Here is a 26,700-nt window from a genome sequence, read left to right as displayed (position 1 = left end):
TGTCGCTAAAATCGTTATGTTAATAACTTATTAGTTATTACTTTGTGAAATTAACTTAGGCAAAACGTGACCGATGCGCAAAGTTTTAATTACGCTTACATATAACGCTTGGTTATAAGCAATTAAGATTAATTATGGTAGAAGAATAATTAACCGCAAGATGAGAAGAACTAAATACTCCTTTAGTAGTAATTGATTGACTATTAAGTTGTAGTAGCTGAATTGATTAAGCTGTATTTGATATCCATCAATATTCCTTATGAGTAGTTTCGTATTTTAGCCTTAGAAATCTTTAAATCTGAGGCAAAAATGAGCAAGAAAACACTCGCAATCATCGGTAACGGTATGGTGGGGCACCGTTATATCGAAGAATTGATTGATAAAGGTGGCAATGAAGAATTTAATATTGTCGTCTTTTGTGAAGAACCTCGCGTTGCATATGATAGAGTCCATCTCTCCTCTTATTTCTCCCATCACACCGCTGAAGAGCTCTCTTTAGTTAAGCAAGGATATTATGAGAAACACCAAATAGAAGTATTAATTGGTGAACGAGTGATAACCATCAATCGTGAAGAAAAAGTGGTACACACCAATACAGGGCGTTGTGTCAGTTACGATAAGTTAGTGATGGCAACAGGCTCTTATCCATGGGTTCCCCCTATTAAGGGAAATAACTCACCAGATTGCTTTGTTTATCGTACTATTGAAGATTTAAATGCCATCGAATCTTGCGCACGTATTAGCCGTAAAGGCGCGGTAATTGGCGGTGGACTTTTAGGATTAGAAGCCGCAGGTGCGTTAAAAAGTTTAGGTATTGAAACTCACGTTATCGAATTTGCCCCAACCTTAATGGCAGAACAACTTGATACATTAGGTGGTGAGCAACTTAAGCGAAAAATAGAACGTATGGGTGTGAAAGTGCATACCTCTAAAAACACACAAGAAATATTATCGACAGGTGAAAATGCACGTAAAACACTGCAATTTGCAGATGGTAGTTTTCTTGAAGTTGACTTTATTGTGTTCTCCACTGGTATTCGCCCAAAAGATAAACTGGCTCGTCAATGTAATTTAGATATTGCTCCAAGAGGCGGCATTGTTATTAATGATTATTGCCAAACAACAGATCCTGATATTTATGCTATTGGTGAATGTGCATCTTGGCAAAATAAAACTTTCGGATTAGTGGCTCCGGGCTACAAAATGGCACAAGTTGCCGTCGATAATTTATTAGGCCATCACTCTGTCTTTCAAGGGGCTGATTTAAGTGCAAAATTAAAGCTTCTCGGTGTCGATGTCGGTGGTATTGGTGATGCTCATGGACATCAAGTAGGGTGCCGTAGCTATATTTATCTGGACGAAGGCAAAGAAATTTATAAACGTCTGATAGTTAGTGAAGATAATAAATACTTATTAGGGGCTGTATTAGTGGGAGATACCGAAGATTATGGCAATCTTCTACAGTTATCACTCAATACTATTGAATTACCAGAGCACCCAGATTCCTTAATTTTACCGGCACATGCAGGAAGTAAGCCTGCAATCGGAGTTGATTCCTTACCTGAAACAGCACAAATCTGCTCTTGTTTTGATGTGACAAAAGGCGACATTATTCAAGCAATTGAACGAGGTTGTCATACAGTTGCTGCCATTAAAGCTGAAACTAAAGCCGGTACAGGGTGTGGTGGTTGTATTCCTCTTGTGACTCAAGTCTTAAATGCAGAATTAGCCAAACAAGGTATTGAAGTTAATCACCATCTTTGTGAGCATTTTCACTATTCACGCCAAGAACTTTATCATCTTATTCGTGTAGAAGGTCTGAAAAGTTTTGATGAACTGCTGGCAAAACATGGTCAAGGTTATGGCTGTGAAGTGTGTAAACCTACAGTGGGGTCATTGCTTGCCTCATGTTGGAATGAGTACATCTTGAGTGATGATTTAGTTTCTCTACAAGATACTAATGATAATTTTCTTGCAAATATGCAAAAAGATGGGACTTATTCCATTATTCCTCGCTCTCCCGGTGGTGAAATTACGCCCGCTGGTATTATAGCTATTGGGCAAATCGCTCAAGAATATAATTTGTATACCAAAATTACTGGCTCACAACGAATGGCAATGTTCGGTGCTCATAAACAGGATCTGCCTGCTATTTGGGAAAAATTAATTGCAGCAGGTTTTGAAACAGGCCATGCCTACGCGAAAGCATTGCGTATGGTAAAAACGTGTGTAGGTAGCAGTTGGTGCCGTTTTGGTGTTGGTGATAGTGTTGGTTTGGGGGTTGCGCTAGAGCATCGTTATAAAGGTATTAGAACGCCTCATAAGATGAAATTTGGTGTATCAGGTTGCACCCGAGAATGTTCTGAAGCACAAGGAAAAGACGTCGGTATTATTGCCACCGACAAAGGCTGGAACCTCTATTTTGGCGGAAATGGTGGTATGAAGCCACGCCATGGGGATCTCTTTGCTTCGGATCTTGATGAAGAAACCTTAGTGCATTATATCGACCGCTTTATGATGTTTTATATCCGTACCGCAGATAAGCTACAACGAACCTCAGTATGGTTAGATAATTTAGAAGGGGGAATTGAATATTTACGTGATGTTATTATTCATGACAAGCTAGGCTTAAATACGCAGTTAGAAAAAGAACTGAAAGCCTTACAAGAACGAGTCGCTTGTGAATGGAAAGAAACGGTTGATTCTCCAAAAGCATTAAAACGTTTTGCCCACTTTATTAATAATCCAATGCCCGATCCGACAGTGCAAACGGTAAAAGAACGATTCCAACACCGTCCCGCACGTTTACATGAACGTATTGATATCAAATTGGTCACTGAGGAGGCGCAATCATGAGTCAATGGATAGCGGTTTGCCAATTAGATGATATTACACCAGGAACGGGTGTTTGTGCGCTGGTGGAGCAAGATCATGTTGCCATTTTTCGCCCTTATTCTGATACACGTTTATATGCATTAAGCAATATCGATCCCTTTGCACATTCCAGTGTTCTATCACGAGGATTAATTGCTGAACATGAAAATGAGTTGTATATCGTTAGCCCGCTAAAAAAACAGCATTTTCGTTTAACGGATGGTTTTTGCCTTGAAGATGAGCGTTTTTCGATCACACATTTTGATGTCAAGGTTGAAGGTAATACTGTTAGCGTACGCAGCCGTAATAAATCATCTCAATAAATAGGGGAATGAATATGGATTACTTTCCAATATTCTGTCAGCTCAAAGATAAACCTTGTTTATTAGTGGGAGGCGGTGAGATTGCTGAACGTAAAGCCAGATTGCTTATGGAGGCAGGGGCTATTATTTCTGTCATTGCCCCTTCATTTACAAGGCAGTTTATGCAATGGCATACCGAGCAAAAACTAAACTGTATTACAGGAATATTTAATGAGGTTCATTTATCTGGTAAATGGCTTGTTATTGCTGCAACAGATAGCGAGCAAGTGAATCAACAGGTTTTTCAATCAGCAACAGAGAATCAGATATTTTGTAATGTGGTGGATTCACCAGAGCAAGCTAGCTTTATTATGCCGTCTGTCATAGATCGTTCCCCCATTGTGGTGGCGATTTCATCGGGCGGAAAAGCACCTGTATTAGCCCGCATTTTGCGAGAAAAAATTGAACAACTCCTCCCTAATTATCTTGGTGAGCTAGCACAACTTGCCGGAAAATTACGAGATAAAATAAAACAGCGTTTTTCATCGATGAGTGCAAGACGTTATTTTTGGGAGCAATTTTTTGCGGATAAATCATTACAAGCTGAAATAGAAGCGCAAAGAGACGATGGTATTGAGCGACGCATTAGCGCACTGTTATCTGAAAATCAGCAACCTCAAGGCAGTGTTGTTTTAGTTGGCGCAGGGCCGGGTGATGCTGGGTTAATGACCATTAAAGGTTTACAGCAGTGTCAGCAAGCAGATGTAGTGGTTTACGATAGACTCGTGTCTGATGAGGTTATGGCTCTTGTTCGTAGAGATGCGCAGCGCATTTATGTTGGTAAGCAAGCGGGTTTTCACTGTGTTCCTCAAGACGAAATTAATCAAATTTTAATCAAAGAAGCCACTGCGGGAAAACGAGTGGTGAGATTAAAAGGAGGCGATCCTTTTATTTTTGGTCGAGGTAGTGAAGAGTTAGAAGCTTTGATTGAACATCGTATTCCATTTTCAGTGATCCCTGGTATTACGGCAGCATCAGGCTGTACAACTTACGCGGGTATTCCTTTAACGCATCGAGATTATGCGCAAAGCGTTCGTTTTATTACAGGACATGGAAAAGGGTTAAATGAAGCCCAGTGGCAATGTATTGCGCAAGAGAATCAAACATTGGTTTTTTATATGGGATTGACTAAAGCCCATTACATTCAGCAAATGTTACTCAGTCAAAACATGTGTGCGACGATGCCTGTTGCTATTATCGAAAAAGGAACATTAACAGCACAAAAAGTGATTACTGGGCAATTACATCAACTAGCACAGATGGCAGAAACAATAGAAAGTCCAGCGCTGATTATTGTGGGAGAAGTTGTCAAGTTGAATGATAAGCTACAATGGTTTCAATCAAAATCGGCTAAATAGCTGAAAAAAATTGAAGTTGACGTTATAAAATAAAAAAACCTCTTTAATATTCAATATGTATATTAAAGAGGTTTTTTATCTAATGCATAGAAATATATATGAAAATATTTTTTCATTTCATTTCAATTAAACAATTAGATTAAAAATTAAAAATAAATAATAAAAGTGAATGTTTAATAATCTACGGTAATTTTTAGGTTGGAATTATTATTCAATCTAAAGCTCAATTTATTGCTATTTTTAATTAATTTCAAACAGAAACTCTTTACTTATAACGCACCATAAAGTTCTGTAAGTTGGATAAAAACCTTCCTGATTATATTAATTCTGTGAGCTACGTAGGTTTTCTATCTATAAAACTTGCGTGATGTTAATTAAATGTTTATTTGTTGTTTTACCTCTTGTGATATTTGTTTTTTATTTTTCTAAGATAGAACCTTTGAGGGCTAAATAAAGTTAAGTGATAAGAATATCGCATTAATTGACAAAATTTACGATAAGTGTAAAAAAGAAGCGTGTTGTTATCACTTTCTATCTTGTCTAGATCTTAAAATGTTTAAGAATAGTCATTATTACAATCAAAATTTAACAGCGATGCAAATCGTTAATTGAGCGACCCCGCTATAAATTACTGTTTATTAGGAGAGGTACCCATGAAAAATAAAGCTGTGTTAACGATGATGTTTCCAGTCGGTATTATTTCACTTGCCTTAACCTCCTTTTTTTCTCATGCTGTGACTCCCCCTGAAGGCACTATTCTGGCAAAACAACAACATATTGTTATTAATAATGGCACTGAGGTTTCGTCACTTGATCCCCATAAAGTAGAAGGCGCGCCTGAAGGTAATATTATTTTGAATTTATTAGAAGGTCTGACTTATGTGGGGCCTAATGGCGATAGCATGCCAGGCGTTGCGTTGCGCTGGGAAACTGATGATAACAAGGTGTGGACATTCTATTTGAGAGAAGATGCCAAATGGAGTGATGGGACGCCAGTAACAGCCGAAGATTTTGTTTATAGTTGGCGTCGATTGGTAGATCCTAAAACTGGTTCACCTTATGCCAGTTATCTCGAATATGCTTATGTTGAAAATGTTGCAGATATTCTTAGTGGTAAAAAATCCCCCGAAACATTGGGTGTGAAAGCGATAGATCCCTACACTTTGCAAGTCAATTTAACCAAACCAATTCCTTATTTGGTTGATATGGTCAGTCATACATCATTAAAGCCTGTTAAAAAAGAGATTGTTGAAAAATACGGTGTTAATTGGACTCGCCCAGAAAACTTTGTCGGTAATGGGGCTTATATCATTGATAATTGGATTGTGAATGAAAAGGTAACTTTAACGCGAAACCCACTTTATTGGGATAATAAAAATACCATTATTGAGCAAGCCACGTTTTTACCAATTAGTTCAGAAACCAGTGATATTAACCGTTATCGTAGTGGTGAAATTGATATTACCAACAGCGCTATTCCTCCAGTTCTTTATAAAAAAATGAAGCAAGAACAGCCTGATAATTTACACGTTACACCTTATCTATGTACCTTTTATTATGAACTCAATAATAAAAAAGCGCCTTTTGATGACGCCCGAGTTCGGGAAGCTGTGAAATTGACACTTGATAGGCAAGTGATTGCTGAAAAAATAATGGGACAAGGCCAAATCCCTGCTTACTCTTTTACACCATCTTTTATTGGTAATGGTAATTTTAAGCCACCTAAATGGGCATATTGGACACAACAACAACGTAATGAAAGGGCGCGTGAGTTATTAAAAGAGGCTGGATTTGACAGTAAAAATCCGCTGACTTTCACATTGCTTTACAACACTTCAGATCAAAATAAACAACAAGCTATTGCAGCTGCATCAATGTGGAAAAAAAGTATTGGCGCCAATGTCACGTTACAAAATCAAGAATGGAAAACAGCGCTAGAAAATCGTAATCAGGGCAATTACCAAGTTGCTAGAGCAACATGGTGTGCAGATTACAATGAACCGACTTCATTTTTAAACTCATTTCTTTCTAAAAGTAGCCTAAATACGATCTTTTATGAAAATAAAGCCTATGACGACACATTAAATAATGCACTACTTGCACTCGATAATGGTGCACGTCATCAACTCTATCAACGCGCTGAAGCCTTGCTAGATAAGGATTCTGCGATAGTACCTGTTTATTATCGTGTCAGTGTTAGATTAGTGAGTCCAAAAGTAGGTGGATTTACTGGTAAAGACCCCTTTGATTATACGGACTTAAAGCGCTATTTTATAAAGGTAGATAACTAAAACTGGTAAATTATCGGTATTCTATAGTTATGTACGATTTAAATGGTTAAAAGTGACTTTAACCGTAGTAAAAATAAAAAAGCTACACAAAAAAGATAACGGCATAAAAAAATTATAATGTTATCAGGCAATTAAGCACTGATGGCAATTAAGTAAGTTTGATTTATTTTTTGTAAAAACAATAAGTTGTGTAAACCGTTCTAAAACACAACTGAACATCACAGAATGGTTGTCTAACAACCAACTCACTAACTGGGAGTATTTTATAAGATGAGTAATTTAACTAAAAAGAGTGCGTTGGCGATTGCAATAAGCGCAATCTTTGGATTGTCAGCACTAACAGCTAACGCTGCGGTTGTTCCAGACGGGGTAAAATTAGCTGAAAAACAAGTGCTTGTTCGTAATAATGGCTCTGAACCACAATCACTTGATCCTCATAAAATCGAAGGTGTGCCTGAATCTGCATTAGCACGTGATCTCTTCGAAGGCGTTACTATTGTTGGCCCAGATGGTGAAATTCTACCCGGCTCAGCAACTAGCTGGGAAAATAAAGACTTCACCGTTTGGACATTCAAAATTCGTGAAGGCGCTAAATGGTCAAATGGCGAACCTGTTACAGCACAGGATTTTGTTTATAGCTGGCAACGTTTAGCAGATCCTAATACGGCATCTCCTTATGAAAGTTATCTACAATATGCGCATATCGTCAATATCGACGATATTATTGCAGGTAAGAAAAAAGCCACTGAATTAGGAGTTAAGGCATTAGATAACAACACATTAGAAGTGACATTATCAGAAGCAGTGCCTTATTTACCAAAATTATTAGCTCACTCCTCCATGTCGCCAGTTAACCAAAAAGTGATAGAAAAATTTGGCGAAAAATGGACTCAACCTGCTAATTTCGTCGGTAACGGCGCTTATAATTTAAAAGACTGGACAGTCAACGAACGCATTGTTTTAGAGCGTAGCCCAACCTATTGGGATAATAAAAATACCGTTATTGATAAAGTCACATTCTTACCTATCTCATCAGAAGTCACCGATGTAAACCGCTATCGTGCGGGCGAAATCGACATGACATATAGCAATTTACCCATCGAACTTTTCCAAAAACTGAAAAAAGAGATCCCGGATGAATTGCGTATAAGCCCATATTTATGTACTTATTATTATGAAATTAATAATGAGAAAGCTCCGTTTAACGATCCTCGTGTCCGTGAAGCACTGAAACTGTCAATGGATAGAGATATCATCACTTATAAAGTGAAAAACCAAGGCGATATCCCAGCTTATGGCTTTACCCCTCCATTTACTGATGGCATTAAAGAGAACAAACCAGAATGGTTTGCGACTTGGACACAAGAACAACGCAATGAAAAAGCACGCCAATTATTAGAAGAGGCTGGCTATAACAAAGCAAATCCACTGAAATTTAAGCTTCTGTACAATACATCCGACTTACATAAAAAAGTTGCGATCGCCGCTTCTTCAATTTGGAAGAAAAACTTAGGTGCCGATGTTTCTCTTGAAAACCAAGAGTGGAAAACTTTCTTAGATACTCGTCACCAAGGAACTTATGATGTTGCTCGTGCCGGTTGGTGTGCAGATTATAATGAACCTTCTTCATTCCTAAACATGATGCTGTCTTACAGCAGTAATAACACTGTTCACTATAAAAACACAGAATTTGACGCATTGATCAAAGAGTCTTTACGTGTGAAATCTGATGATGAACGTGCCGCTATTTATCAAAAAGCTGAAGGTGTATTAGATAAAGATTCGGCTATTGTTCCACTTTACTACTATGTAAACACCCGCTTAGTGAAACCTTATGTCGGGGGTTATTCAGGTAAAGATCCATTAGATAATTTACATACTAAAGACTTGTACATTATTGCTAAGTAATCGGGCGAGACCTTGCTTTTTAAGGCAAGGTCTTTTTATCGTCACGCCTGAATAGGTTTGTGTTATAGGAACGGGCAATGCTCAAATTTATTTTTCGTCGCTTTTTGGAAGCGATACCGACTCTATTTATTCTAATAACGATTTCGTTTTTTATGATGCGCTTAGCGCCGGGTAGTCCTTTTACGGGTGAAAGAAAACTCCCGCCTGAGGTAATGGCAAATATTGAAGCGAAATACCATTTAAATGATCCCATTTATAAGCAATATTTCGATTATTTAATTCAGCTATCGAAAGGGGATTTAGGGCCTTCTTTTAAATATAAAGACTACAGTGTAAACACCTTAGTCGGTAAAGCATTCCCTGTTTCAGCTAAATTAGGGCTGTCGGCATTTATTTTTGCCGTAATTTTAGGTGTGGGGGCAGGCGTGATCGCGGCACTGAATCAGAACACCAAATGGGATTATACCGTCATGACTTTTGCCATGACGGGGGTTGTAATACCGAGTTTTGTTGTCGCACCACTGCTAGTGCTTATTTTTGCTATTACCTTAAGGTGGTTACCAGCAGGAGGTTGGAATGGTGGCGCAGTGCAATATATGTTGTTACCAATGATTGCATTATCGCTTTCTTATATTGCTAGCATCTCGCGTATTACCCGTAGCTCAATGATCGAAGTATTACACTCAAACTTTATCAGAACGGCCAAAGCGAAAGGCTTGCCGATGAAAAGAATTGTACTGCGTCATGCTTTAAAACCCGCGTTGCTACCTGTTATTTCTTATATGGGGCCTGCATTTGTCGGTATTATTACGGGCTCAATGGTTATTGAAACTATCTTTGGATTGCCGGGTATCGGACAACTTTTCGTTAATGGTGCTTTAAACCGAGATTACTCATTGGTATTAAGTTTAACCATTATCGTCGGTGCATTAACGATTTTCTTTAATGCCATTGTCGATATTTTATATGCCGTTATTGATCCGAAAATTCGTTATTAATAGATACTGGAGCGCGTTATGTTATCACTGAAGGAAAACAGCGAAGCTCTGGGGAATTTCTCGGAGCAGCTAGATATTGAAGGTCGTAGTTTATGGCAAGATGCTCGTCGTCGTTTTATGCACAATAAAGCTGCGATCACGAGCCTTGTATTGCTTTTCTTTATTATATTATTTGTTATTTTTGCCCCCATGTTATCACCATTTCTTTATGATGATACTGATTGGGAAATGATGTCAATGGCACCTGACTTTGCCTCTTCTCACTATTTTGGTACTGACTCATCAGGCCGTGACTTATTAGTACGGGTTGCGATTGGTGGTCGTATCTCATTAATGGTAGGTATTGCGGCAGCCTTTGTTGCGGTCATTGTTGGCACACTTTATGGCGCAATGGCGGGTTATATTGGTGGGCGTGTTGACTCAATAATGATGCGCTTACTCGAAATATTAAACTCATTCCCATTTATGTTCTTTGTTATCTTATTGGTGACATTTTTTGGTCAAAATATCCTACTGATTTTTGTTGCTATCGGCATGGTGTCTTGGCTTGATATGGCACGTATCGTAAGGGGACAAACTTTAAGTCTAAAACGTAAAGAATTTATTGAAGCTGCGCTGGTATGTGGTGTTTCATCACGCAATATCGTGCTAAGACATATTGTTCCTAACGTATTAGGTGTAGTGGTTGTTTACGCTTCGTTATTAGTGCCTAGCATGATTTTATTCGAATCCTTTTTAAGTTTCTTAGGTTTAGGAACACAAGAGCCATTAAGCAGTTGGGGTGCACTATTAAGTGATGGTGCAAACTCAATGGAAGTTTCTCCTTGGTTGATTCTTTTCCCGGCTTCGTTCTTAGTTGTCACACTGTTTTGCTTTAACTTTATCGGTGATGGCTTACGTGACGCATTAGATCCGAAAGATCGTTAAGGAGAACAAAATGACAAATACAACAAATAAGTCGTTATTAAGTGTTAAAGATCTCAGTGTCACTTTTGGTACCGCAGATGGTGACGTTACGGCAGTGAATAAGCTGAATTTTGAATTATCAGCAGGTGAAACCTTAGGCATTGTTGGTGAATCGGGTTCTGGTAAATCGCAAACAGCTTTTGCTTTGATGGGATTATTAGCGAAAAATGGTCGTACAGCGGGTAGTGCCAATTTTAATGGCCGTGAGATCTTAAATCTTCGTCAAAGCGAATTAAATAAAATGCGCGCTGAAGAAATATCCATGATATTCCAAGATCCAATGACTTCATTAAATCCTTATATGAAAGTCGGCGCACAGCTTATTGAAGTCTTGATGCTGCATAAAGGCATGAGTAAAAATGATGCTTATGCGGAATCAGTTCGTATGTTAGATGCCGTAAAAATGCCGGAAGCACATAAACGAATGAGTATGTACCCTCATGAATTTTCAGGCGGGATGCGTCAACGTGTCATGATTGCAATGGCATTACTGTGTAAGCCTAAACTGTTAATTGCTGATGAGCCGACAACGGCACTTGATGTGACGGTTCAAGCACAAATCATGACACTGCTAAATGAGCTTAAAAATGATTTAAACACCGCAATTATTATGATCACCCATGACTTAGGGGTTGTTGCGGGGATTTGCGATAAAGTATTGGTAATGTATGCAGGGCGCACTATGGAATATGGGAATGCGCGTGATATTTTTTATCAACCCTCACACCCTTATTCTATCGGGTTGCTACAAGCCGTTCCGCGTTTAGACGGTGAAGATGAGCGACTAGCGACTATTCCGGGTAATCCTCCTAACTTATTGCGTTTACCAAAAGGTTGTCCATTCCAACCACGCTGTCAGTATGCAACAGAGCAATGTTTGTCGCATGAGCCTGAATTAGCGCAATTTGCACAAGGGCGATTACGAGCCTGTTTTAAAGCGGTGGAGGAATTGGTATGACGCAGGCCACATTACAAGATAGAAAAGTTATTCTAGAAGTGAATGACTTAAAAGTTTATTTCGATGTTCAAGATAATAAACAGTGGTTTTGGAAAGCGAAAAAAAGCCTCAAAGCCGTTGATGGTGTCACATTGCGTTTATATGAAGGTGAAACATTAGGGGTTGTTGGTGAATCTGGTTGTGGTAAATCGACATTTGCGCGTGCCATTATTGGGTTAGTCAAAGCCTCTGGGGGTACAGTCACTTGGTTAGGCAATGATTTATTGGGAATGGGTAATAAACAATGGCGCGATATTCGCCAAGATATTCAAATGATTTTCCAAGATCCACTGGCTTCCTTAAACCCAAGAATGACGATTGGCGACATTATTGCTGAACCCTTAAAAACCTATCACCCTAAAATGAAACAGGCGCAAGTGGTTGAAAAAGTGAAAGCAATGATGATGCGAGTCGGATTATTGCCAAACTTAATTAACCGTTATCCTCACGAATTTTCAGGAGGACAGTGTCAACGTATCGGTATTGCTCGCGCATTAATTCTAGAGCCTAAATTGGTGATTTGTGATGAGCCCGTTTCTGCATTAGACGTATCAATTCAGGCTCAAGTGGTTAACTTGCTGAAAGATATTCAAAAAGAGATGGGGTTATCGTTGATCTTTATTGCCCACGATCTGGCTGTGGTAAAACATATTTCTGATCGTGTCTTGGTGATGTATTTAGGGCATGCGGTAGAATTAGGCACCTATGATGAAGTTTATCATCACCCATTACACCCTTATACCAAAGCGTTGATGTCAGCAGTGCCTATTCCTGATCCCGATAAAGAGCGTAATAAGCACATTGATTTATTGGAAGGCGAGTTACCTTCACCGATTAATCCACCATCAGGTTGTATATTCCGTACACGTTGCCCAATGGCGGATGAAGAATGTGCCAAAACACGCCCTTTATTAGAGGGAAGTTTCCGCCATGCCGTCTCTTGCTTAAAAGTAGATCCGCTTTAATGTAACTAAATAGTGTTGATAAGAGAAGAAGCCCGCTTGAATAAATTCAAGCGGGCTTCTTATTTTTAACATGCAGAATATTGGACATTAATTATTATTTTCTCTTTAACGGATCTTCGATAATATCGGGCATCTTTGGTAAATCTAATTCGCCTTTTTCCATATAGATATCTAAGCCACTTAGCCAATCCGCATATTTTCTTAACTCATCCATTCTTTCTGGGTTTCTACCTATTTCACAATAACCAATAGGTAAATCATAAGTGACTACACGACGAAGAAACAGTGAATTTCTTGGTAATGTACCATGGTCAGTAGGGCGTTGATTATATTCGCGAATACGTGTTCTCATCTCTTCTAAGGTTTCATATTTTGAGGTTGTATTTTTATCTTGAGGATCTAACAGTGGGTTATTCTGGAGTATTTTTCGCTCTTCTGGGGTGAGTTCTACCCAAATACGATGTTGATAAGAATAGAGATCTTTATAGAAATAGTATTCGGCATCTTTGGGTTCATATCTTCTATTTTTGGGGTTATATATTAATTGTCCATAACCTTGACCTAAAGGTATCTCTTTTTTCTGATTATCAGCATTAATATTAATTTCAGGGGCTGGTTTCTCCGCTTTTTTTTCTATTACGGCAAAATCTTCATCAAATGTTGCTAATTCGGTTGGTGTAATAGGGTGGGGCACTTCTGGGGCATTAATATTTAATGACATATTAGCGGAAGGAGCTGGCCATGCGAAGCCTTCTAATGTTTTGGTATTACTGTCCCAGAAAATATTACCGTCACTAAATCGTCCATTTGCATCGGTAAATACTGTGTTTGGGTTAGGTTTTTCACCACAAGGCGTATTACGTGCTAACATTCTGATATAGGGCGGATGTTTAAGGCTAAATAGTGGATGGTGAGAAGTTTGTCCCTTTTGAGTAATATTAGGAAGTGGGCACCAACCAATACTTTGTAAAGGCGATGAGCCCATTACGCGATCGTGTGGATTACAATAAATATAAAATCGCCCATGATTATCTCTTTCCTTAATCATTTCACCTTTAGCTAATTTTTCCTTATTTTTTTCAATATTTCTTTTATTGCTAATATCAAGTTTATTCCCTTTATATATGACGACATCAGGAGTCCAACTTTTTTTATCTTCACTCTGCCCAACAATTAGACCTGAATATCCGCAAGGGGCTTCTTTCAATCGATTTTTATTTTTTGCAATTTTATCAATAATTTCTTTAAGTGTGGCTTCTCTATGTGCTTGATTAATATTTTCATTGTAAACATACGAGTAACTATTTAAGAAATTATCTTCTGTGGCATAAGGAGAATTTAAAACAAACAAACTATCAGGGGGTTCAATTGCTGCTGCGGCTAACGCTATCATGGTACCTTGGCTGTGTGAAATGACGGTAACGGTATCATAAGGATAATCTTTACGTATTTTCCCGACTAAATTGGCTAACCGTTTTACAGCATGAGCATAATAATGGCGGGGAGGTGATTTTGTTAATAACCGATCTGTTTCAGGGTTAAAGGCTTGTACATTAAAAGGGATTGGCGTTGGGATCACGGTCCATAACATCGCGAGATTGCTAAAGCCACTCTTACTCCATAAACTGACTAAATTATTGCATCCATTTTGAAACGGCCCACCGCCCCAGAAAAAAGGACCTTTATGTTTAATTTTTTCATTAATAAAGAGGCGTTTTTTACGGTAAGGCAAGGAATGGTATTCTTGTACAGTATTGTATTTTTTTATATCTTCAAGGGTCCAATATCTTTCATCTTTATGACTGTATTCGGGCTCTAATATCTCACTGACTAAGCGATGATAGCTTTCTCCGGCTCTATTTTTTAATGGAATACAATATTGGCCTAAATCGTCATCAGTTGCACGATATCCCCAGTAAAAACGGATCACAGGGGAATTACCTAACTTTTTCAGGGTTCGAATGGGTTCTTCATAAATATAATGGCTATTATCATAATTTTTTTCATCTAAAATAAATTTGGGTTCAAAGTATTCATTTTGTTTTAATTGATAATCTGTATTAGCTAAATTTAACCGCTCATTCAGCCCTGCACAAAGTTCTCGTTCAGCATCGTCATACCATTCCCCTTCTGAATTAACCCCATGAACAAAAATAATAATTCCGGGTAAATGAGGTTTAGCATGGATTTCTGCCCCAATATTGGCAGCATGAGTGATAGAACGCCATTCTTGACTGCCATCAAGGCATTCTTTAGGTTTTAGCCAACGGGTTGGATTGTTGTTACTCATCATTTTTCTGCCTGTGAAATAGGGTAAATAGAAGGGGCGCTACAATCAAAACGGGTTTGCCCTGAGGGGGTTATTAAGTTTTTAGATGGGTCTTTTTCTTCTCCCCAACTACTATGAACATAATTTGAATCGGTGGGATCAAAATAAATGACACGCCACCAAGGGTCAGCTAATTCATCGTTAGTTTTCCGCCGACTGACGGTTGTTTTACCTAAATAAAATCCCTCATCAGTGACGATGATATCGAAAAAAGAAGAGTAGTAACCAGGGTGGTCAGTGTGAATGCCAAACCCCCCATTTGTGGGCCTAAAGTTTTTTCCACCATCAAGGGTGACAAGAATAGCGTTAACACAACCCCATTTAGTGCCTGCACATTGATCTGTTTTTCGGCTCAGTACTGCAGGGAATACTAAGGCATCATCGCGCTCAGTTGCCCAGATTAGACGACCTTGGTATAAGCAAGCTGATCCATATAATATTTCTTGATGGATATTATTTTTTGTATTGTTGTAATAGGTGATCCCTTCTCGCCTTTCATTATATTTCTCTAAGGTAAAAAAGCGGTGGTCATCAATACGATAAATGACAGTGGGAGGGCCATAACTTTTAATCTCTTCGGCTATTAAACGTTGTTGCTCGACTCTATCTTGTTCCGCTTTGATAGCGGCTTTTTCTTTTAATGATAAGCAACCGGTTAATAGCGTGGCACTCAAAATAAACAGTAAGGGAAGTTTCAGTTGATGTAATAACATGGGGTGTCCTTTTAGTGATGCTGATTTGTTTATATGTGCATCTGCCGATGTTTTATGACTGTAAAATTAATCACGGTATCTATAAAAAATTGTGATTTATAACATCATGCTAATTCAATAATATTGCTGTCCTTGGCGGTTATAACCATGTTTTATAAATGATAAAAAATATAATTTATTAATTATTAAAGTAATAAAGCTAATTTATTATTTTTTTGAAGTGGAAGTTATATTTTTATTCGATAATTTTAGTTATAGCAAGCAAGATGCTAATTATCAATGTGTTGACTTTATTATTAAGACGGAATTCGCAAAAACAAATTCTTACTTTAGTAGTCATACGTAATTAAATTGATCTTATTAACATTTAATAGGTTTAATTAAAATAATAAAAATAGCGAATGCACAGGTGTTTTTATTTTAAATTATATTAACTATTGATAACGTAATGGAATATTAGTTGAAAACTAAAAATAAATAAAACTTATACTATTTCATAGTCTTATTATCAGACTAAATCCAGCTTTTAGCTCTAAAGGCTTTTGATTTAGTTACATTGGTCGATTTTTTGCATCTCGAAATAACTTTGTGGTTTGTATCACTGTGTCATATTTTCAATGTGATAGTTTATTATTGAACATCTATTGGCATTCTGTTTATTTTTCGGGGAAATGATGAAAAAAAGTGTAATATCTATTTTAGTCAGCACAGGTGTATTACTGTCATCAATGGCAGTGGCAAATACCACAGGCTCAGAAATCCTTGCTGTACAATCAGGGGGAACACCCAATAAGGTGTATCAAAATAATAAACCAACACTGAAAGTTGCTACCTATAATATCGGCAAAAATGAAGTTTCAGCAGATGTCACCAATTTTGACAAGCTTAACCAAGCAATCAAAAATATCGATGCTGATGTCATAGTAGTGACGGAAGTTGATAATAAAACGGCACGTAGTAAAAATATTAACCAGCTTGAAGAGTTAGCAAAAGCTAATAATCTACAGTTTGCTTTTGGCAAAGCACTTGATTTTGATGGTGGACAATATGGTGTCGGTATTCTATCTAAATATAAAATTGATAAATCACAAGTCGTTAATCTGCCTTCCGGTGATGCAGAACAACGCATTGTTTTATTATCACAAATTACGAAACCAGGGTTTGATTCACCGATTATTATTATGGGAACACACCTTGATTGGCAAAAAGATCCCACGATTCGTATCGGTCAAGTAAGACATATTTTAGATGCTGCAATTGGTGATACTGAGACAGGCTTTGATAATATTTCAACATCAATAAAAATATTAGCGGGTGATTTTAACTCTACCGCTAATGAACAACCCATCCAAGAAATTAACTATTTTTGGAACCCTGTTGAAAAGCCAAATAGTGATAAACGTACATGGCCTGCAATTAATCCAGCTATAGATATTGACCATATATTTACGTTTAAAGGTCAAGTGTGGGATATCAAAAATATGGACATCCCACAAGATTCAGCAACATTTAAATGGTCAGACGCAAGTGATCATCTTCCTGTTATTGCAGAACTAGAGTTACAAGAACAGTAATAAATAAAAATGCCCTTGATAGTATTTTCAAGGGCATTATTTTCATCAACGGCTAATTAAGCGTTAAATCAGGCTAAATCCAACCTTTAGCTCTAAAGGCTTTTAATGTAGTGACGAAATAGCTCATCTCTTCGGGTGTGCCTAATGTTAAACGGCTCCAACCAAAAGCAGGCGGAAATTCACGACCGACCATAATGTTCGCGTCTTTCATTCTATTTTGATAGGTTTTTACATCACCTTTAACTTTATGGAATATAAAGTTTGCATGAGAAGGCGTGTATTCAATATCCAGCTCTTTTAATGCATCTACTACCATCTGACGAGAAACATCAATCGACTTACGGCTATATTCCACATAGGCTTTATCTTTTAATGATGCGAGCGCCGCCACCGCACCTGCTGTATTGGTATTATCAATGGAAACAAACACATCAACTTCTGAAATAACGTCAGGTACGGCAACACCATAACCGACACGAAGTCCAGCTAAGGCATAAATTTTTGAGAAAGTACGCGCAACAATCAGGTTTTTATAGCCTTCAGCTACTAGCGCAATAGCACTGGTAAATTCAGGTGTTGAAACAAATTCTGCATAAGCTTCATCAATAATAAAAAAGACATTTTCTTTAGCCGATTTTATCCAATGGGTTAACGCTGCCGTTGGTGTCAACATTGCCGTTGGATTGTTTGGGTTACACAAATACACCATGCTAATACCATCAAACTCTTGCGCTTTTTTTTGCATGGTTACTAAATCAAAAGCCATAGTGCTATCAACAGGAACTTTAACGATTTTTACCCCTAAAGGTTCTGCATAAAGCTCGGCATAGTTAAATGTTGGATCAGGAACAATAAGTTGAACCGCTTTACCCTCTTTTTGAGCTTTGTTGGCCACAAATTGAACGGCTGCTTGAATTGTCTCAGATGAACCATTACCCAAAGTGATATGTTTATCTGAAAGTTTAAATTCTTTCCCTAATTCGCTAATTAATGCGCTACGTGCGTCATCGGGATATCTAAATGCATTAGGTAATGCATCAATAATGGCAAGCTTTGCTTTTTGTGACATGCCTAATGAGTTTTCATTAAAGTTAAGTAATAGCGGATTTTCTGCGTTAAAAACCAATTTATTTTTTAGCGTTTCATTGGCATAAGCAGAGCTAACAAAGGAACTTAATGAAAGCCCCCCAATCACTAAACTTGATGATGTTAAGAATGAACGACGATTCATGTGATGTTTCCCAAGTAAATTATTCTATGTTTTATTAGTTCACATAGATTACTAAAAAATAGACCAAAGTAAATATGTATGCGTAAAAAATAGTTATTTATTCAATCTTTTTTTAAAGGGATAAATCAGAAATACGGTTTTATTTTTGCGAAAACAACATTATAACGATTGTTCATCAACCTTTTTTGAACTCTTTTCAGCTTCAGCAATTATCCAGTTTTTAAACTTTTCCTGTTTAGAATCAGGGGTGATTTCTATTGGTGAAAGTAGATAATAACTTGAGTTATCTTTTACAAATCCATTTATGGCAACTAATTGCTGATTATGTAATTCATCTTGTACCATGAGAAAAGAGGCAATTGTTGCTCCCAACCCTGCTAATGTTGCTTGAATAGCCAGATAAAAATGCTCATATTCACTGGTTTTTGTATAGTTTGATACAACTCCTGAGTATTGAAACCAATCTTGCCAAGCTTGAGGCCGTGACAATGTTATTAACTGTTTATGTGAGTGATGAAGATTATTCGGTTTTATGACAGCACCTATTTTTTCATCACAAATTTTGGTTGCATAAATATTCTTGCTCCAAAAAAAATCATCTCGTCGAAATGCTAAATCAACACCTTCTTTATTAAAATCAATCGCACCACCCGCGGCAACTAAGTGCAACGTGATTTCAGGATGTAATGCATAAAAATGAGAAAGTCGCGGGATTAGCCATTTCATGGCAATAGTAGGTTCGCATGAAACGACTAACACGGGGTTATTTAAAGGAGTGCGCAGATGGGTAACGGCTTCTTCAAGTTGTTCAAATATTGCTGACGTGGTTTTATATAAATACTGACCTGCTTCATTTAAATAAACTGCACGATTACGACGTTCAAATAAAGCAATGCCTAATTCATCTTCTAATAAGCGTATTTGTCGGCTTACTGCACTGTGTGTAACATGAAGTTGTTCCGCAGCACTGACAAAACTGCCGGTTTGTGCCGCACTATTAAAAAAACGTAAGGATGTTAAAGAAGGCATTTTCATAAAAGTAAGCCATAAAGTGAGTAATAAAATAGACGATGAAAAATTACAGATATACTGCAAGATAAATCGCTTTTTATTTTTAGTCAAATTAGCAAAATAAAGTGGTTACGGTGGATTAAATAGGTTTTTTATTCAAATAAAAGCTTATTTTATGTCACTTTTTATTACTTATAATTAACTCAAATGTGAGAGTAAGGAAAGAAATGAGTGAGCTAATTGCTGTTGCAATGATCACGGTATTGGCTGTGATTAGTCCTGGCCCTGATTTTGCTATGGTGACAAAAAATAGTTATTCCTATGGTGTGAGAGTTGGGCTGATTACAGCAATGGGTATTGCGATTGGTGTTCAGGTTCATGTCTTTTATACTGTCTTTGGTGTTTCTTTTATTATTACAGAGTCTCCAACACTTTTTTTTATAATGAAGTTATTAGGAGTGGGGTATTTAATTTATTTAGGCTCTAAGTCATTAACGAATAAAACACAATTGACGATTGAAAATGCGGTAAATTCGGCTCCTAGTGTGTTTCAGGCATTACGTGTTGGTTTTTTAACGAATGCATTAAATCCTAAAACAATGTTATTTGTTATTGCGTTGTATACACAAGTGGCTAACTTGAGTAATCCACTCTGGGTAAATCTTTCTTATGGTATGTTTATCTCTGTTGCTCATTGGATTTGGTTTAGTTGTGTTGCATTATTTTTCTCCACACCTTTATTACGCACAAAAATACTTTCGCATCAAAAAATGGCAGATAAAATTATTGGCATTTTATTAATTCTTTTAGGTATTGGGTTGCTGTTTATTTCAGTGAAGTAGAAAATTAATCAAATAAAAAGGAGATCAGATAACGGTCTCCTTTTCTTTATTTTTTAATTACTATTTAGTTTGACTCAGGAAAAGTTAATGTCGATCCTGGAGCTTCACGACTAAGATGAATAAAATTCAAGTGTTTTTCATATTGATCTAAAATATCAGTAATTACCTGCTCTTTGGTGTAATCCATTAAGTCATTTCCTTGGGTTCCTTCCCATAAATAGGTCTCTAAGCGGTAATAATCTGATTTACCTCGACGAGCACGATAAGTGAATGCAGGTACTGAATATTTTTGTGGCCAAATTTGATAAATAAAATTCTGTTCTTGGTCAAGATCAACCACAAGCTCTAAATGATGTAAACGTTCATTATCTTCAATTGGATAATAATTGAATTCGACTTTCGCTCCACGTAATAAAAGCTCTTTAGCCACATCTTGCATCGCTGGCATACAGGTTAAATCTAACATGCGCTGTGTATAGGTCGTTCCAGGGAAATTCATAACCCGCCCTAAACGCTGTTTCCAATTCATCGTAGCATTACCATAAAGTGGTGCTGGTGCATTGGTATTTAGCGAACTAACTCGTCTAAAATCTTCGACTTTTAATGATTTATAAAGTCCAGCCATAATAAAGAAAATAACAAAGCTAAAGGGTAATCCCATTATTATGGTCGTGTTTTGTAAGGCAGAAATACCATCTGCCATTAACATACCTAACGTTAATAAACCAATAGCAATAGACCAGAAAATGCGAAGCCAATTAGGTGCGTCGTTATTAACATGGCTTAATTGAGAGGTAAAATTGCCTAATACTAATGAACCAGAGTCGGCAGAAGTAACATAAAATAATAATCCAGTAATTGTGGCGACCGAAGCCGTTAAACCAAAACCAGGATAAAGTTCTAATAATGAATAAAATCCTTTTTCGGGAGCTTCTAATACTGTTTGTGCGAGTGCTTTATTACCATGGATCACTTCATATAAAGCGCTATTACCAAAAATGGATAACCATAGCAGTGTAAAAACAAAGGGAATAATTAAAGTGCCTATGACGAATTGTCGAATTGTTCGTCCCCTTGAAATACGTGCTAAAAAGAGCCCAACAAAAGGTGACCATGCAACCCACCAAGCCCAGAAAAACAGTGTCCAGCTATTCATCCAATCTGTTGGCCTATCAAATGCAAAGCTATTTAACGTCATGCCTAAAAAACGATTAGTATAATCACCGACATTTAATACCAGTGCATTTAATAAAAACTCAGTATCACCCGCAAATAAGATAAATAAAATAAGCCCCAATGCGAGTAATACATTCAGTTCAGATAAAATCCTGATCCCTTTGTTAACGCCCGATGTTGCAGAAATAACGGCCATAATAACAGATAATAGAATTAATCCGCCTTGAACACCCAATCCTTGGGGCAAATCAAAAAGAACTTTTAGCCCATAATTAAGTTGTACAACGCCAATACCTAACGTTGTTGCAATACCAAAAATGGTGCCTAATACCGCGGCAATATCAACCGTATGACCAATTGGGCCATAAATACGATTTCCAAAGATAGGATAAAGTGCAGAGCGTATGGTTAATGGCAAATTGTAACGATAGCTAAAATAGCCCAAAGCGATACCAATAAGTGCATACATAGACCAGCCCGTCAGGCCATAGTGGAATAAAGTCCACACCATCGACTGACGGGCTGCTTCTATTGTTTCACCTTCGCCGGTTGGCGGTAACATATATTGTGTAATGGGCTCTGCTACAGAGAAAAACATCAAATCAATCCCAATACCTGCTGCAAATAACATCGCAGACCAACTTAAAACACTAAATTCAGGTTTCGATTGCTCAGGCCCTAATTTGATATTTCCAAAACGAGATGTGGCAACAAAAATAACAAAAACAATGTATAACGTTGCCGCCAATAGATAGTACCAACCAAAGGTTTTTGATACCCATCCCAGTGTTGCCACAATCCATGTATTTGCTGTTTCTGTCATCAAAATAGTGAAAAAAGAAAACGCTAAAATCAGCGTTGCTGAAGCGAAAAAAACGACAGAATTTAGCTTATCTTTCTGTGGTTTTTTTGTGCTGTTAAGAGTTGTCATCAGAAATTCCAAAAATTTATTTATCTAAAGTTAAAAGTTGCATTCTTTGTTAACTAATTGAATTAGTTGCAAAGATTCAAATTTTCACGATATCCTCCCATATTGAAATGTAAATTAATTGTGATAAACAATAGTTAATATTGATTGAATGTTCAATTAAAAAAACGTTTAATGAATGTGTTCAATGTATTTTTTAGGTCTTTAAAATATGCCGAAGATAGGAATGCAGTCGATACGTAAACAGCAATTAATCCAAGCGACGTTAGCAGTTATTAATGAGGTTGGAATGCAAGAGGCGAGCATCGCATTGATAGCTCGAAAAGCCGGTGTTTCTAACGGCATTATTAGTCACTACTTCCGTGATAAAAATGGATTGTTGGAAGCTGCCATGCGCCATATCCAGTATCAATTGGGTTTTGCGGTAGCGATACGTTTAAGAATGTTAAGCGATGCAACACCTAAGCTACGAATTCAAGCCATTGTTGAAGGTAACTTTGATACCACTCAAACCAGTGAAGCAGCAATGAAAACATGGTTAGCATTTTGGGCAAGTAGTATGCATCAGCCTAATTTAAATCGTCTACAAAAGGTCAATGATAGAAGGCTTTATTCCAATTTAAGTTACGAGTTTGGGCGCGTTCTTACTAAAGATCAAGCACGTTTAGCTGCAAAAGGTTTAGCTGCATTAATAGATGGTTTATGGCTACGAAGTGCATTAAGTAATACACCATTTTCTCTTGAAGAGGCCAAAACCATTACTAATGAATATATCGATATGCAACTTACAAATCGGAGTCAAATAAAGACTTAAAAAACTAATAATAAAGGAGAAACTATGCCAAACCCGCCGTTACATAAACTCTATATTCATGGTGGATATGTTGATTGTGCACAACCGGAGTGTGAACAATTTGAAGCGATTAATCCAGCTAATGGTGAAGTGATTGCATATTTACAATCAGCAAGTGAAGAAGATATCAATTGGGCCGTCGAGAGTGCGAAGCAAGGGCAAAAAATTTGGTGTGCTATGACCGCAATGGAACGTTCTCGAATTTTACGACGCGCTGTTGATATTTTACGTGAACGTAATGATGAATTGGCTCATTTAGAAACCCTAGATACAGGCAAACCCCTATCTGAAACACGTTATGTCGATATTGTGACAGGCGCTGATGTTTTAGAGTATTACGCCGGTCTTATTCCTGCACTTGAAGGAGAGCAAATTCCGCTTAGGGAGACCGCTTTTGCTTATACTCGTCGTGAACCATTGGGAATTGTTGCCGGTATCGGTGCTTGGAATTACCCCATTCAAATAGCGTTATGGAAATCTGCGCCTGCACTTGCCGCAGGTAATGCCATGATCTTTAAACCAAGTGAAATGACTTCATTAACAGCATTAAAACTTGCCGAAATATACACACAGGCAGGATTGCCAAAGGGTGTTTTTAACGTTGTTACAGGAAAAGCTAATGTGGGGCAATGGTTAACACAGCATCCTGATATTGCGAAAGTTTCTTTTACTGGTGGAATTGAAACGGGTAAAAAGGTGATGGCAAATGCTTCTGCTTCAAGTTTGAAAGAAGTAACCATGGAGCTTGGTGGAAAATCGCCTTTAATTATTTTTGATGATGCAGATTTAGATACTGCTGCTGATATTGCGATGATGGCGAATTTTTATAGTTCAGGGCAGGTGTGCACCAATGGTACTCGAGTTTTTGTTCCCGAAAGATTAAAACCTGCATTTGAAGCGAAAATTATAGAGCGCGTATCACGTATTAGGATCGGCTCTCCTCTTGAAATGGACACCAATTTTGGTCCACTGGTCAGTTTTCCTCATCTTGAAAAAGTCTTGAATTATATTGAGTTAGGCAAAACTCAAGGAGCCAGATTACTTTATGGTGGCCATCGTTTATTAGAAGGTAATTTTGCTCAAGGTGCTTATGTTGCACCTACGGTTTTCACGGATTGCAACGATGATATGAATATCACACAAGATGAAATCTTCGGCCCTGTGATGAGTATTCTTAGTTATCAAACTGAAGATGAAGTGATTTTACGTGCAAATAATAGTGTTTATGGTTTGGCAGCAGGTCTTGTTACCAAAAATCTCACAACAGCTCACCGTGTTATTCACCAATTGGAAGCAGGAATTTGTTGGATTAATACATGGGGTGAATCTCCAGCTGAAATGCCCGTTGGTGGCTATAAACATTCTGGGGTGGGACGTGAAAACGGGCTTGTTACACTACAAAATTATACTCAAATAAAATCTATTCAAGTTGAGCTTGGGGAGTTTTCATCCGTTTTTTAATCCATTCTTTTTTTAATGACTGAAACAGAGGAGATAACAATGGTCTATGACTACATTATTATCGGTGCTGGTTCAGCCGGTAACGTTCTTGCTACCCGCTTGACAGAAGATCCTGAAGTTACTGTGCTGCTCCTTGAAGCTGGAGGTCCGGACTACAGGTTCGATTTTCGTACACAAATGCCAGCGGCATTAGCTTATCCGTTACAAGGTAGGCGATATAATTGGGCTTATGAAACAGAGCCTGAACCACATATGAATAACCGACGCATGGAATGTGGTCGTGGGAAAGGGCTTGGTGGATCATCATTAATTAATGGTATGTGCTATATCCGTGGTAATGCGATGGACTTTGATGGTTGGGCTAAATTACCCGGTCTTGAAGAGTGGGATTACTTAAGCTGTTTACCTTATTTTCGTAAGGCAGAAAATCGTGATATTGGCGCCAATGATTATCATGGTGATAAAGGCCCTGTAAGTGTGACTACGCCGAAAAAAGGCAATAACATTTTATTTCAAGCAATGATTGAGGCGGGTATACAAGCAGGATACCCAAGAACGATTGATCTTAACGGCTACCAACAAGAGGGCTTTGGTCCGATGGATAGAACCGTCACACCTAAAGGTCGTCGAGCAAGTACAGCAAGAGGCTATCTTGATCAAGCAAAAGTGCGTAAAAACTTGACGATTGAGACACATGCAACGACCGATATTATTGAGTTTGAAGGTAAAAAAGCCGTGGGTGTCCGTTATTTCTCAGGAGAAAATACCACGCCTCATCGTGTCAAAGCCAATCGAGAAGTATTACTTTGCGCAGGCGCAATTGCTTCGCCCCAAATTTTGCAACGTTCTGGTATTGGGCCTGAAAAAGTATTAAACGAATTCAATATTCAACCAGTACATGTACTACCCGGTGTTGGGGAAAATCTGCAAGATCACTTAGAAATGTATTTGCAATATGAATGTAAAAAGCCCGTTTCACTTTATCCTGCTTTAAAATGGTATAACCAGCCTAAGATTGGCGCACAATGGCTATTTCAAGGAACAGGGATCGGTGCAAGCAATCAATTTGAAGCAGGGGGATTTATTCGCTCTAGCGAAAAGTTTGCGTGGCCTAATATTCAATTTCACTTTTTGCCCGTTGCTATTAATTATAATGGAACCAATGCGGTAGAAGTGCATGGTTTCCAAGCTCATGTAGGCTCTATGCGTTCACCAAGTCGAGGACGAGTAAAATTAGCATCTACAGATCCTCATCAACATCCCAATATTTTGTTTAATTACATGTCCACCGAACAAGATTGGGAAGAGTTTCGCTCAGCTATCCGTATTACGCGAGAAATAATGGCACAACCGGCATTAGATGCTTATCGTGGTGAAGAAATTAGCCCGGGTAAACATATTCAAAGCGATGAAGAGCTTGATGCTTTTGTCAGAGAACGTGCTGAAACAGCATTTCATCCTTGTGGCACGTGTAAAATGGGAACGGATGAAATGGCGGTTGTTGATGGAGAAGGTCGAGTACATGGCATAGAAAACTTAAGAGTTATTGATGCATCCATCATGCCTCTAATAATCACTGGGAATTTGAATGCGACTACGATTATGATTGCTGAAAAGTTAGCTGATAAGGTGAGAGGAATTAGACCTTTATTTAAAAGTCAGGCTAAATATTATGTTGCAGGTGATCAGCCTGTAAGAAAAATGAATCTAAGCCTATAAATCTGGATAGACAAAAGAGGAATGTAAATTCCTTTTTTGTCTTTTCACCATTACTTCCTCTCTATTAATATTGAAGTTATATAAAAATAATTTATATAAAATCCAAATGTTCAGGAAAAAATATAATTAATTTTTATCATAAGT

19 protein-coding genes are annotated in these 26,700 nt (G+C 37.7%); 14 read left to right on the top strand and 5 right to left on the bottom strand.

The features are described from left to right. The first annotated feature begins 309 nt into the window (after window positions 1–309). The 9 genes from nirB to oppF all read left to right on the top strand — a co-directional run bounded on the left by nirB (window position 310) and on the right by oppF (window position 12,719). A complete protein-coding gene (gene nirB / locus ABN080_RS04615) occupies window positions 310–2,856 on the top strand; it encodes a nitrite reductase large subunit NirB (RefSeq protein WP_349440484.1) in 2,547 nt (848 codons plus the stop codon). Next, a complete protein-coding gene (nirD, locus tag ABN080_RS04610; protein ID WP_349439083.1) occupies window positions 2,853–3,197 on the top strand; it encodes a nitrite reductase small subunit NirD in 345 nt (114 codons plus the stop codon). The genes nirB and nirD overlap by 4 nt, the downstream gene beginning before the upstream one ends. A 14-nt stretch (window positions 3,198–3,211) precedes the next feature. Beyond that, window positions 3,212–4,594 carry a siroheme synthase CysG gene (cysG, locus tag ABN080_RS04605; RefSeq protein ID WP_349440483.1) on the top strand — a complete coding sequence of 461 codons (1,383 nt, stop codon included), beginning with the start codon at window positions 3,212–3,214 and terminating at the stop codon, window positions 4,592–4,594. A 653-nt stretch (window positions 4,595–5,247) separates the two neighbouring features. Beyond that, window positions 5,248–6,885 (top strand): ABC transporter substrate-binding protein, encoded by a 1,638-nt coding sequence (locus ABN080_RS04600; protein ID WP_197269110.1) that lies wholly within the window; start codon window positions 5,248–5,250, stop codon window positions 6,883–6,885. A 270-nt stretch (window positions 6,886–7,155) separates the two neighbouring features. Next, window positions 7,156–8,793 (top strand): oligopeptide ABC transporter substrate-binding protein OppA, encoded by a 1,638-nt coding sequence (oppA, locus tag ABN080_RS04595; RefSeq protein WP_115349871.1) that lies wholly within the window; start codon window positions 7,156–7,158, stop codon window positions 8,791–8,793. 77 nt (window positions 8,794–8,870) lie between these two features. Continuing rightward, entirely contained in the window at window positions 8,871–9,791 is a 921-nt protein-coding gene (gene oppB, locus ABN080_RS04590) for an oligopeptide ABC transporter permease OppB (protein ID WP_023581988.1), read from the top strand. Window positions 9,792–9,809: 18 nt separating this feature from the next. Then, the gene (gene oppC / locus ABN080_RS04585) at window positions 9,810–10,718 is read left to right on the top strand and encodes an oligopeptide ABC transporter permease OppC (RefSeq protein ID WP_072068288.1); all 909 of its coding nucleotides are present in this window, start codon (window positions 9,810–9,812) and stop codon (window positions 10,716–10,718) included. Between the two features lie 10 nt (window positions 10,719–10,728). After that, window positions 10,729–11,715: an ABC transporter ATP-binding protein gene (locus tag ABN080_RS04580; RefSeq protein ID WP_072068287.1), complete on the top strand. Its 987-nt coding sequence runs from the start codon at window positions 10,729–10,731 to the stop codon at window positions 11,713–11,715. Next, window positions 11,712–12,719 carry a murein tripeptide/oligopeptide ABC transporter ATP binding protein OppF gene (gene oppF / locus ABN080_RS04575; protein WP_072068286.1) on the top strand — a complete coding sequence of 336 codons (1,008 nt, stop codon included), beginning with the start codon at window positions 11,712–11,714 and terminating at the stop codon, window positions 12,717–12,719. The genes ABN080_RS04580 and oppF overlap by 4 nt, the downstream gene beginning before the upstream one ends. 94 nt (window positions 12,720–12,813) lie before the next feature. Here the strand turns inward: oppF and ABN080_RS04570 are convergent, their stop codons facing one another. Both ABN080_RS04570 and ABN080_RS04565 read right to left on the bottom strand, forming a co-directional pair. Further along, window positions 12,814–15,012 (bottom strand): T6SS effector phospholipase Tle3 domain-containing protein, encoded by a 2,199-nt coding sequence (locus ABN080_RS04570; protein ID WP_349440482.1) that lies wholly within the window; start codon window positions 15,010–15,012, stop codon window positions 12,814–12,816. Next, window positions 15,009–15,761: a T6SS immunity protein Tli3 family protein gene (locus tag ABN080_RS04565; RefSeq protein ID WP_349440480.1), complete on the bottom strand. Its 753-nt coding sequence runs from the start codon at window positions 15,759–15,761 to the stop codon at window positions 15,009–15,011. The genes ABN080_RS04570 and ABN080_RS04565 overlap by 4 nt, the downstream gene beginning before the upstream one ends. Before the next feature lie 674 nt (window positions 15,762–16,435). Here ABN080_RS04565 and ABN080_RS04560 point away from each other — a divergent pair. Continuing rightward, entirely contained in the window at window positions 16,436–17,335 is a 900-nt protein-coding gene (locus tag ABN080_RS04560; RefSeq protein WP_072068282.1) for an endonuclease/exonuclease/phosphatase family protein, read from the top strand. A gap of 73 nt (window positions 17,336–17,408) precedes the next feature. On the opposite strand, the gene ABN080_RS04555 is transcribed toward ABN080_RS04560, so the two are convergent. Next, complete coding sequence (locus ABN080_RS04555) at window positions 17,409–18,566, bottom strand: pyridoxal phosphate-dependent aminotransferase (protein ID WP_349440479.1); 1,158 nt, start codon at window positions 18,564–18,566, stop codon at window positions 17,409–17,411. Window positions 18,567–18,725: 159 nt separating this feature from the next. Continuing rightward, entirely contained in the window at window positions 18,726–19,601 is an 876-nt protein-coding gene (locus ABN080_RS04550; protein WP_349440478.1) for a LysR family transcriptional regulator, read from the bottom strand. A 203-nt stretch (window positions 19,602–19,804) separates the two neighbouring features. On the opposite strand from ABN080_RS04550, the gene ABN080_RS04545 reads away from it, so the two are divergent. After that, entirely contained in the window at window positions 19,805–20,419 is a 615-nt protein-coding gene (locus ABN080_RS04545) for a LysE family translocator (RefSeq protein WP_349440477.1), read from the top strand. 64 nt (window positions 20,420–20,483) lie between these two features. Here ABN080_RS04545 and ABN080_RS04540 read toward each other — a convergent pair whose 3' ends face one another. Beyond that, window positions 20,484–22,526, bottom strand: a complete 2,043-nt coding sequence (locus ABN080_RS04540; RefSeq protein ID WP_197269119.1) for a choline transporter — start codon at window positions 22,524–22,526, stop codon at window positions 20,484–20,486. Window positions 22,527–22,734: 208 nt separating this feature from the next. On the opposite strand from ABN080_RS04540, the gene betI reads away from it, so the two are divergent. Genes betI through betA form a run of 3 tightly spaced genes read left to right on the top strand, consistent with a single transcriptional unit; the run spans window position 22,735 to window position 26,556 of the window. Further along, window positions 22,735–23,337 carry a transcriptional regulator BetI gene (gene betI / locus ABN080_RS04535; RefSeq protein ID WP_349440476.1) on the top strand — a complete coding sequence of 201 codons (603 nt, stop codon included), beginning with the start codon at window positions 22,735–22,737 and terminating at the stop codon, window positions 23,335–23,337. Window positions 23,338–23,361: 24 nt separating this feature from the next. Then, window positions 23,362–24,837 carry a betaine-aldehyde dehydrogenase gene (gene betB / locus ABN080_RS04530; RefSeq protein ID WP_349440475.1) on the top strand — a complete coding sequence of 492 codons (1,476 nt, stop codon included), beginning with the start codon at window positions 23,362–23,364 and terminating at the stop codon, window positions 24,835–24,837. A gap of 39 nt (window positions 24,838–24,876) precedes the next feature. Continuing rightward, on the top strand, window positions 24,877–26,556 hold the full coding sequence (betA, locus tag ABN080_RS04525; RefSeq protein WP_349440474.1) for a choline dehydrogenase: 1,680 nt from the start codon (window positions 24,877–24,879) through the stop codon (window positions 26,554–26,556). Window positions 26,557–26,700: the final 144 nt, after the last annotated feature.

This window comes from Proteus sp. fly-1089, from assembly GCF_040138965.1.
GTDB classification, from domain to species: Bacteria; Pseudomonadota; Gammaproteobacteria; order Enterobacterales; family Enterobacteriaceae; genus Proteus; species Proteus vulgaris_B.
This window is presented reverse-complemented; position numbering and strand designations above follow the sequence as displayed.

Bases quoted from the DNA above. Each gene is read 5' to 3' on its own strand.
- oppB (WP_023581988.1), top strand. From the start codon at position 8,871: ATGCTCAAATTTATTTTTCGTCGCTTTTTGGAAGCGATACCGACTCTA.
- oppF (WP_072068286.1), top strand. From the start codon at position 11,712: ATGACGCAGGCCACATTACAAGATAGAAAAGTTATTCTAGAAGTGAAT.
- betA (WP_349440474.1), top strand. From the start codon at position 24,877: ATGGTCTATGACTACATTATTATCGGTGCTGGTTCAGCCGGTAACGTT.
- cysG (WP_349440483.1), top strand. From the start codon at position 3,212: ATGGATTACTTTCCAATATTCTGTCAGCTCAAAGATAAACCTTGTTTA.
- ABN080_RS04570 (WP_349440482.1), bottom strand. From the start codon at position 15,012: ATGATGAGTAACAACAATCCAACCCGTTGGCTAAAACCTAAAGAATGC.
- ABN080_RS04550 (WP_349440478.1), bottom strand. From the start codon at position 19,601: ATGAAAATGCCTTCTTTAACATCCTTACGTTTTTTTAATAGTGCGGCA.
- betI (WP_349440476.1), top strand. From the start codon at position 22,735: ATGCCGAAGATAGGAATGCAGTCGATACGTAAACAGCAATTAATCCAA.
- ABN080_RS04540 (WP_197269119.1), bottom strand. From the start codon at position 22,526: ATGACAACTCTTAACAGCACAAAAAAACCACAGAAAGATAAGCTAAAT.
- ABN080_RS04555 (WP_349440479.1), bottom strand. From the start codon at position 18,566: ATGAATCGTCGTTCATTCTTAACATCATCAAGTTTAGTGATTGGGGGG.
- ABN080_RS04565 (WP_349440480.1), bottom strand. From the start codon at position 15,761: ATGTTATTACATCAACTGAAACTTCCCTTACTGTTTATTTTGAGTGCC.
- oppC (WP_072068288.1), top strand. From the start codon at position 9,810: ATGTTATCACTGAAGGAAAACAGCGAAGCTCTGGGGAATTTCTCGGAG.
- ABN080_RS04580 (WP_072068287.1), top strand. From the start codon at position 10,729: ATGACAAATACAACAAATAAGTCGTTATTAAGTGTTAAAGATCTCAGT.
- oppA (WP_115349871.1), top strand. From the start codon at position 7,156: ATGAGTAATTTAACTAAAAAGAGTGCGTTGGCGATTGCAATAAGCGCA.
- betB (WP_349440475.1), top strand. From the start codon at position 23,362: ATGCCAAACCCGCCGTTACATAAACTCTATATTCATGGTGGATATGTT.
- ABN080_RS04600 (WP_197269110.1), top strand. From the start codon at position 5,248: ATGAAAAATAAAGCTGTGTTAACGATGATGTTTCCAGTCGGTATTATT.
- ABN080_RS04560 (WP_072068282.1), top strand. From the start codon at position 16,436: ATGAAAAAAAGTGTAATATCTATTTTAGTCAGCACAGGTGTATTACTG.
- nirB (WP_349440484.1), top strand. From the start codon at position 310: ATGAGCAAGAAAACACTCGCAATCATCGGTAACGGTATGGTGGGGCAC.
- ABN080_RS04545 (WP_349440477.1), top strand. From the start codon at position 19,805: ATGAGTGAGCTAATTGCTGTTGCAATGATCACGGTATTGGCTGTGATT.
- nirD (WP_349439083.1), top strand. From the start codon at position 2,853: ATGAGTCAATGGATAGCGGTTTGCCAATTAGATGATATTACACCAGGA.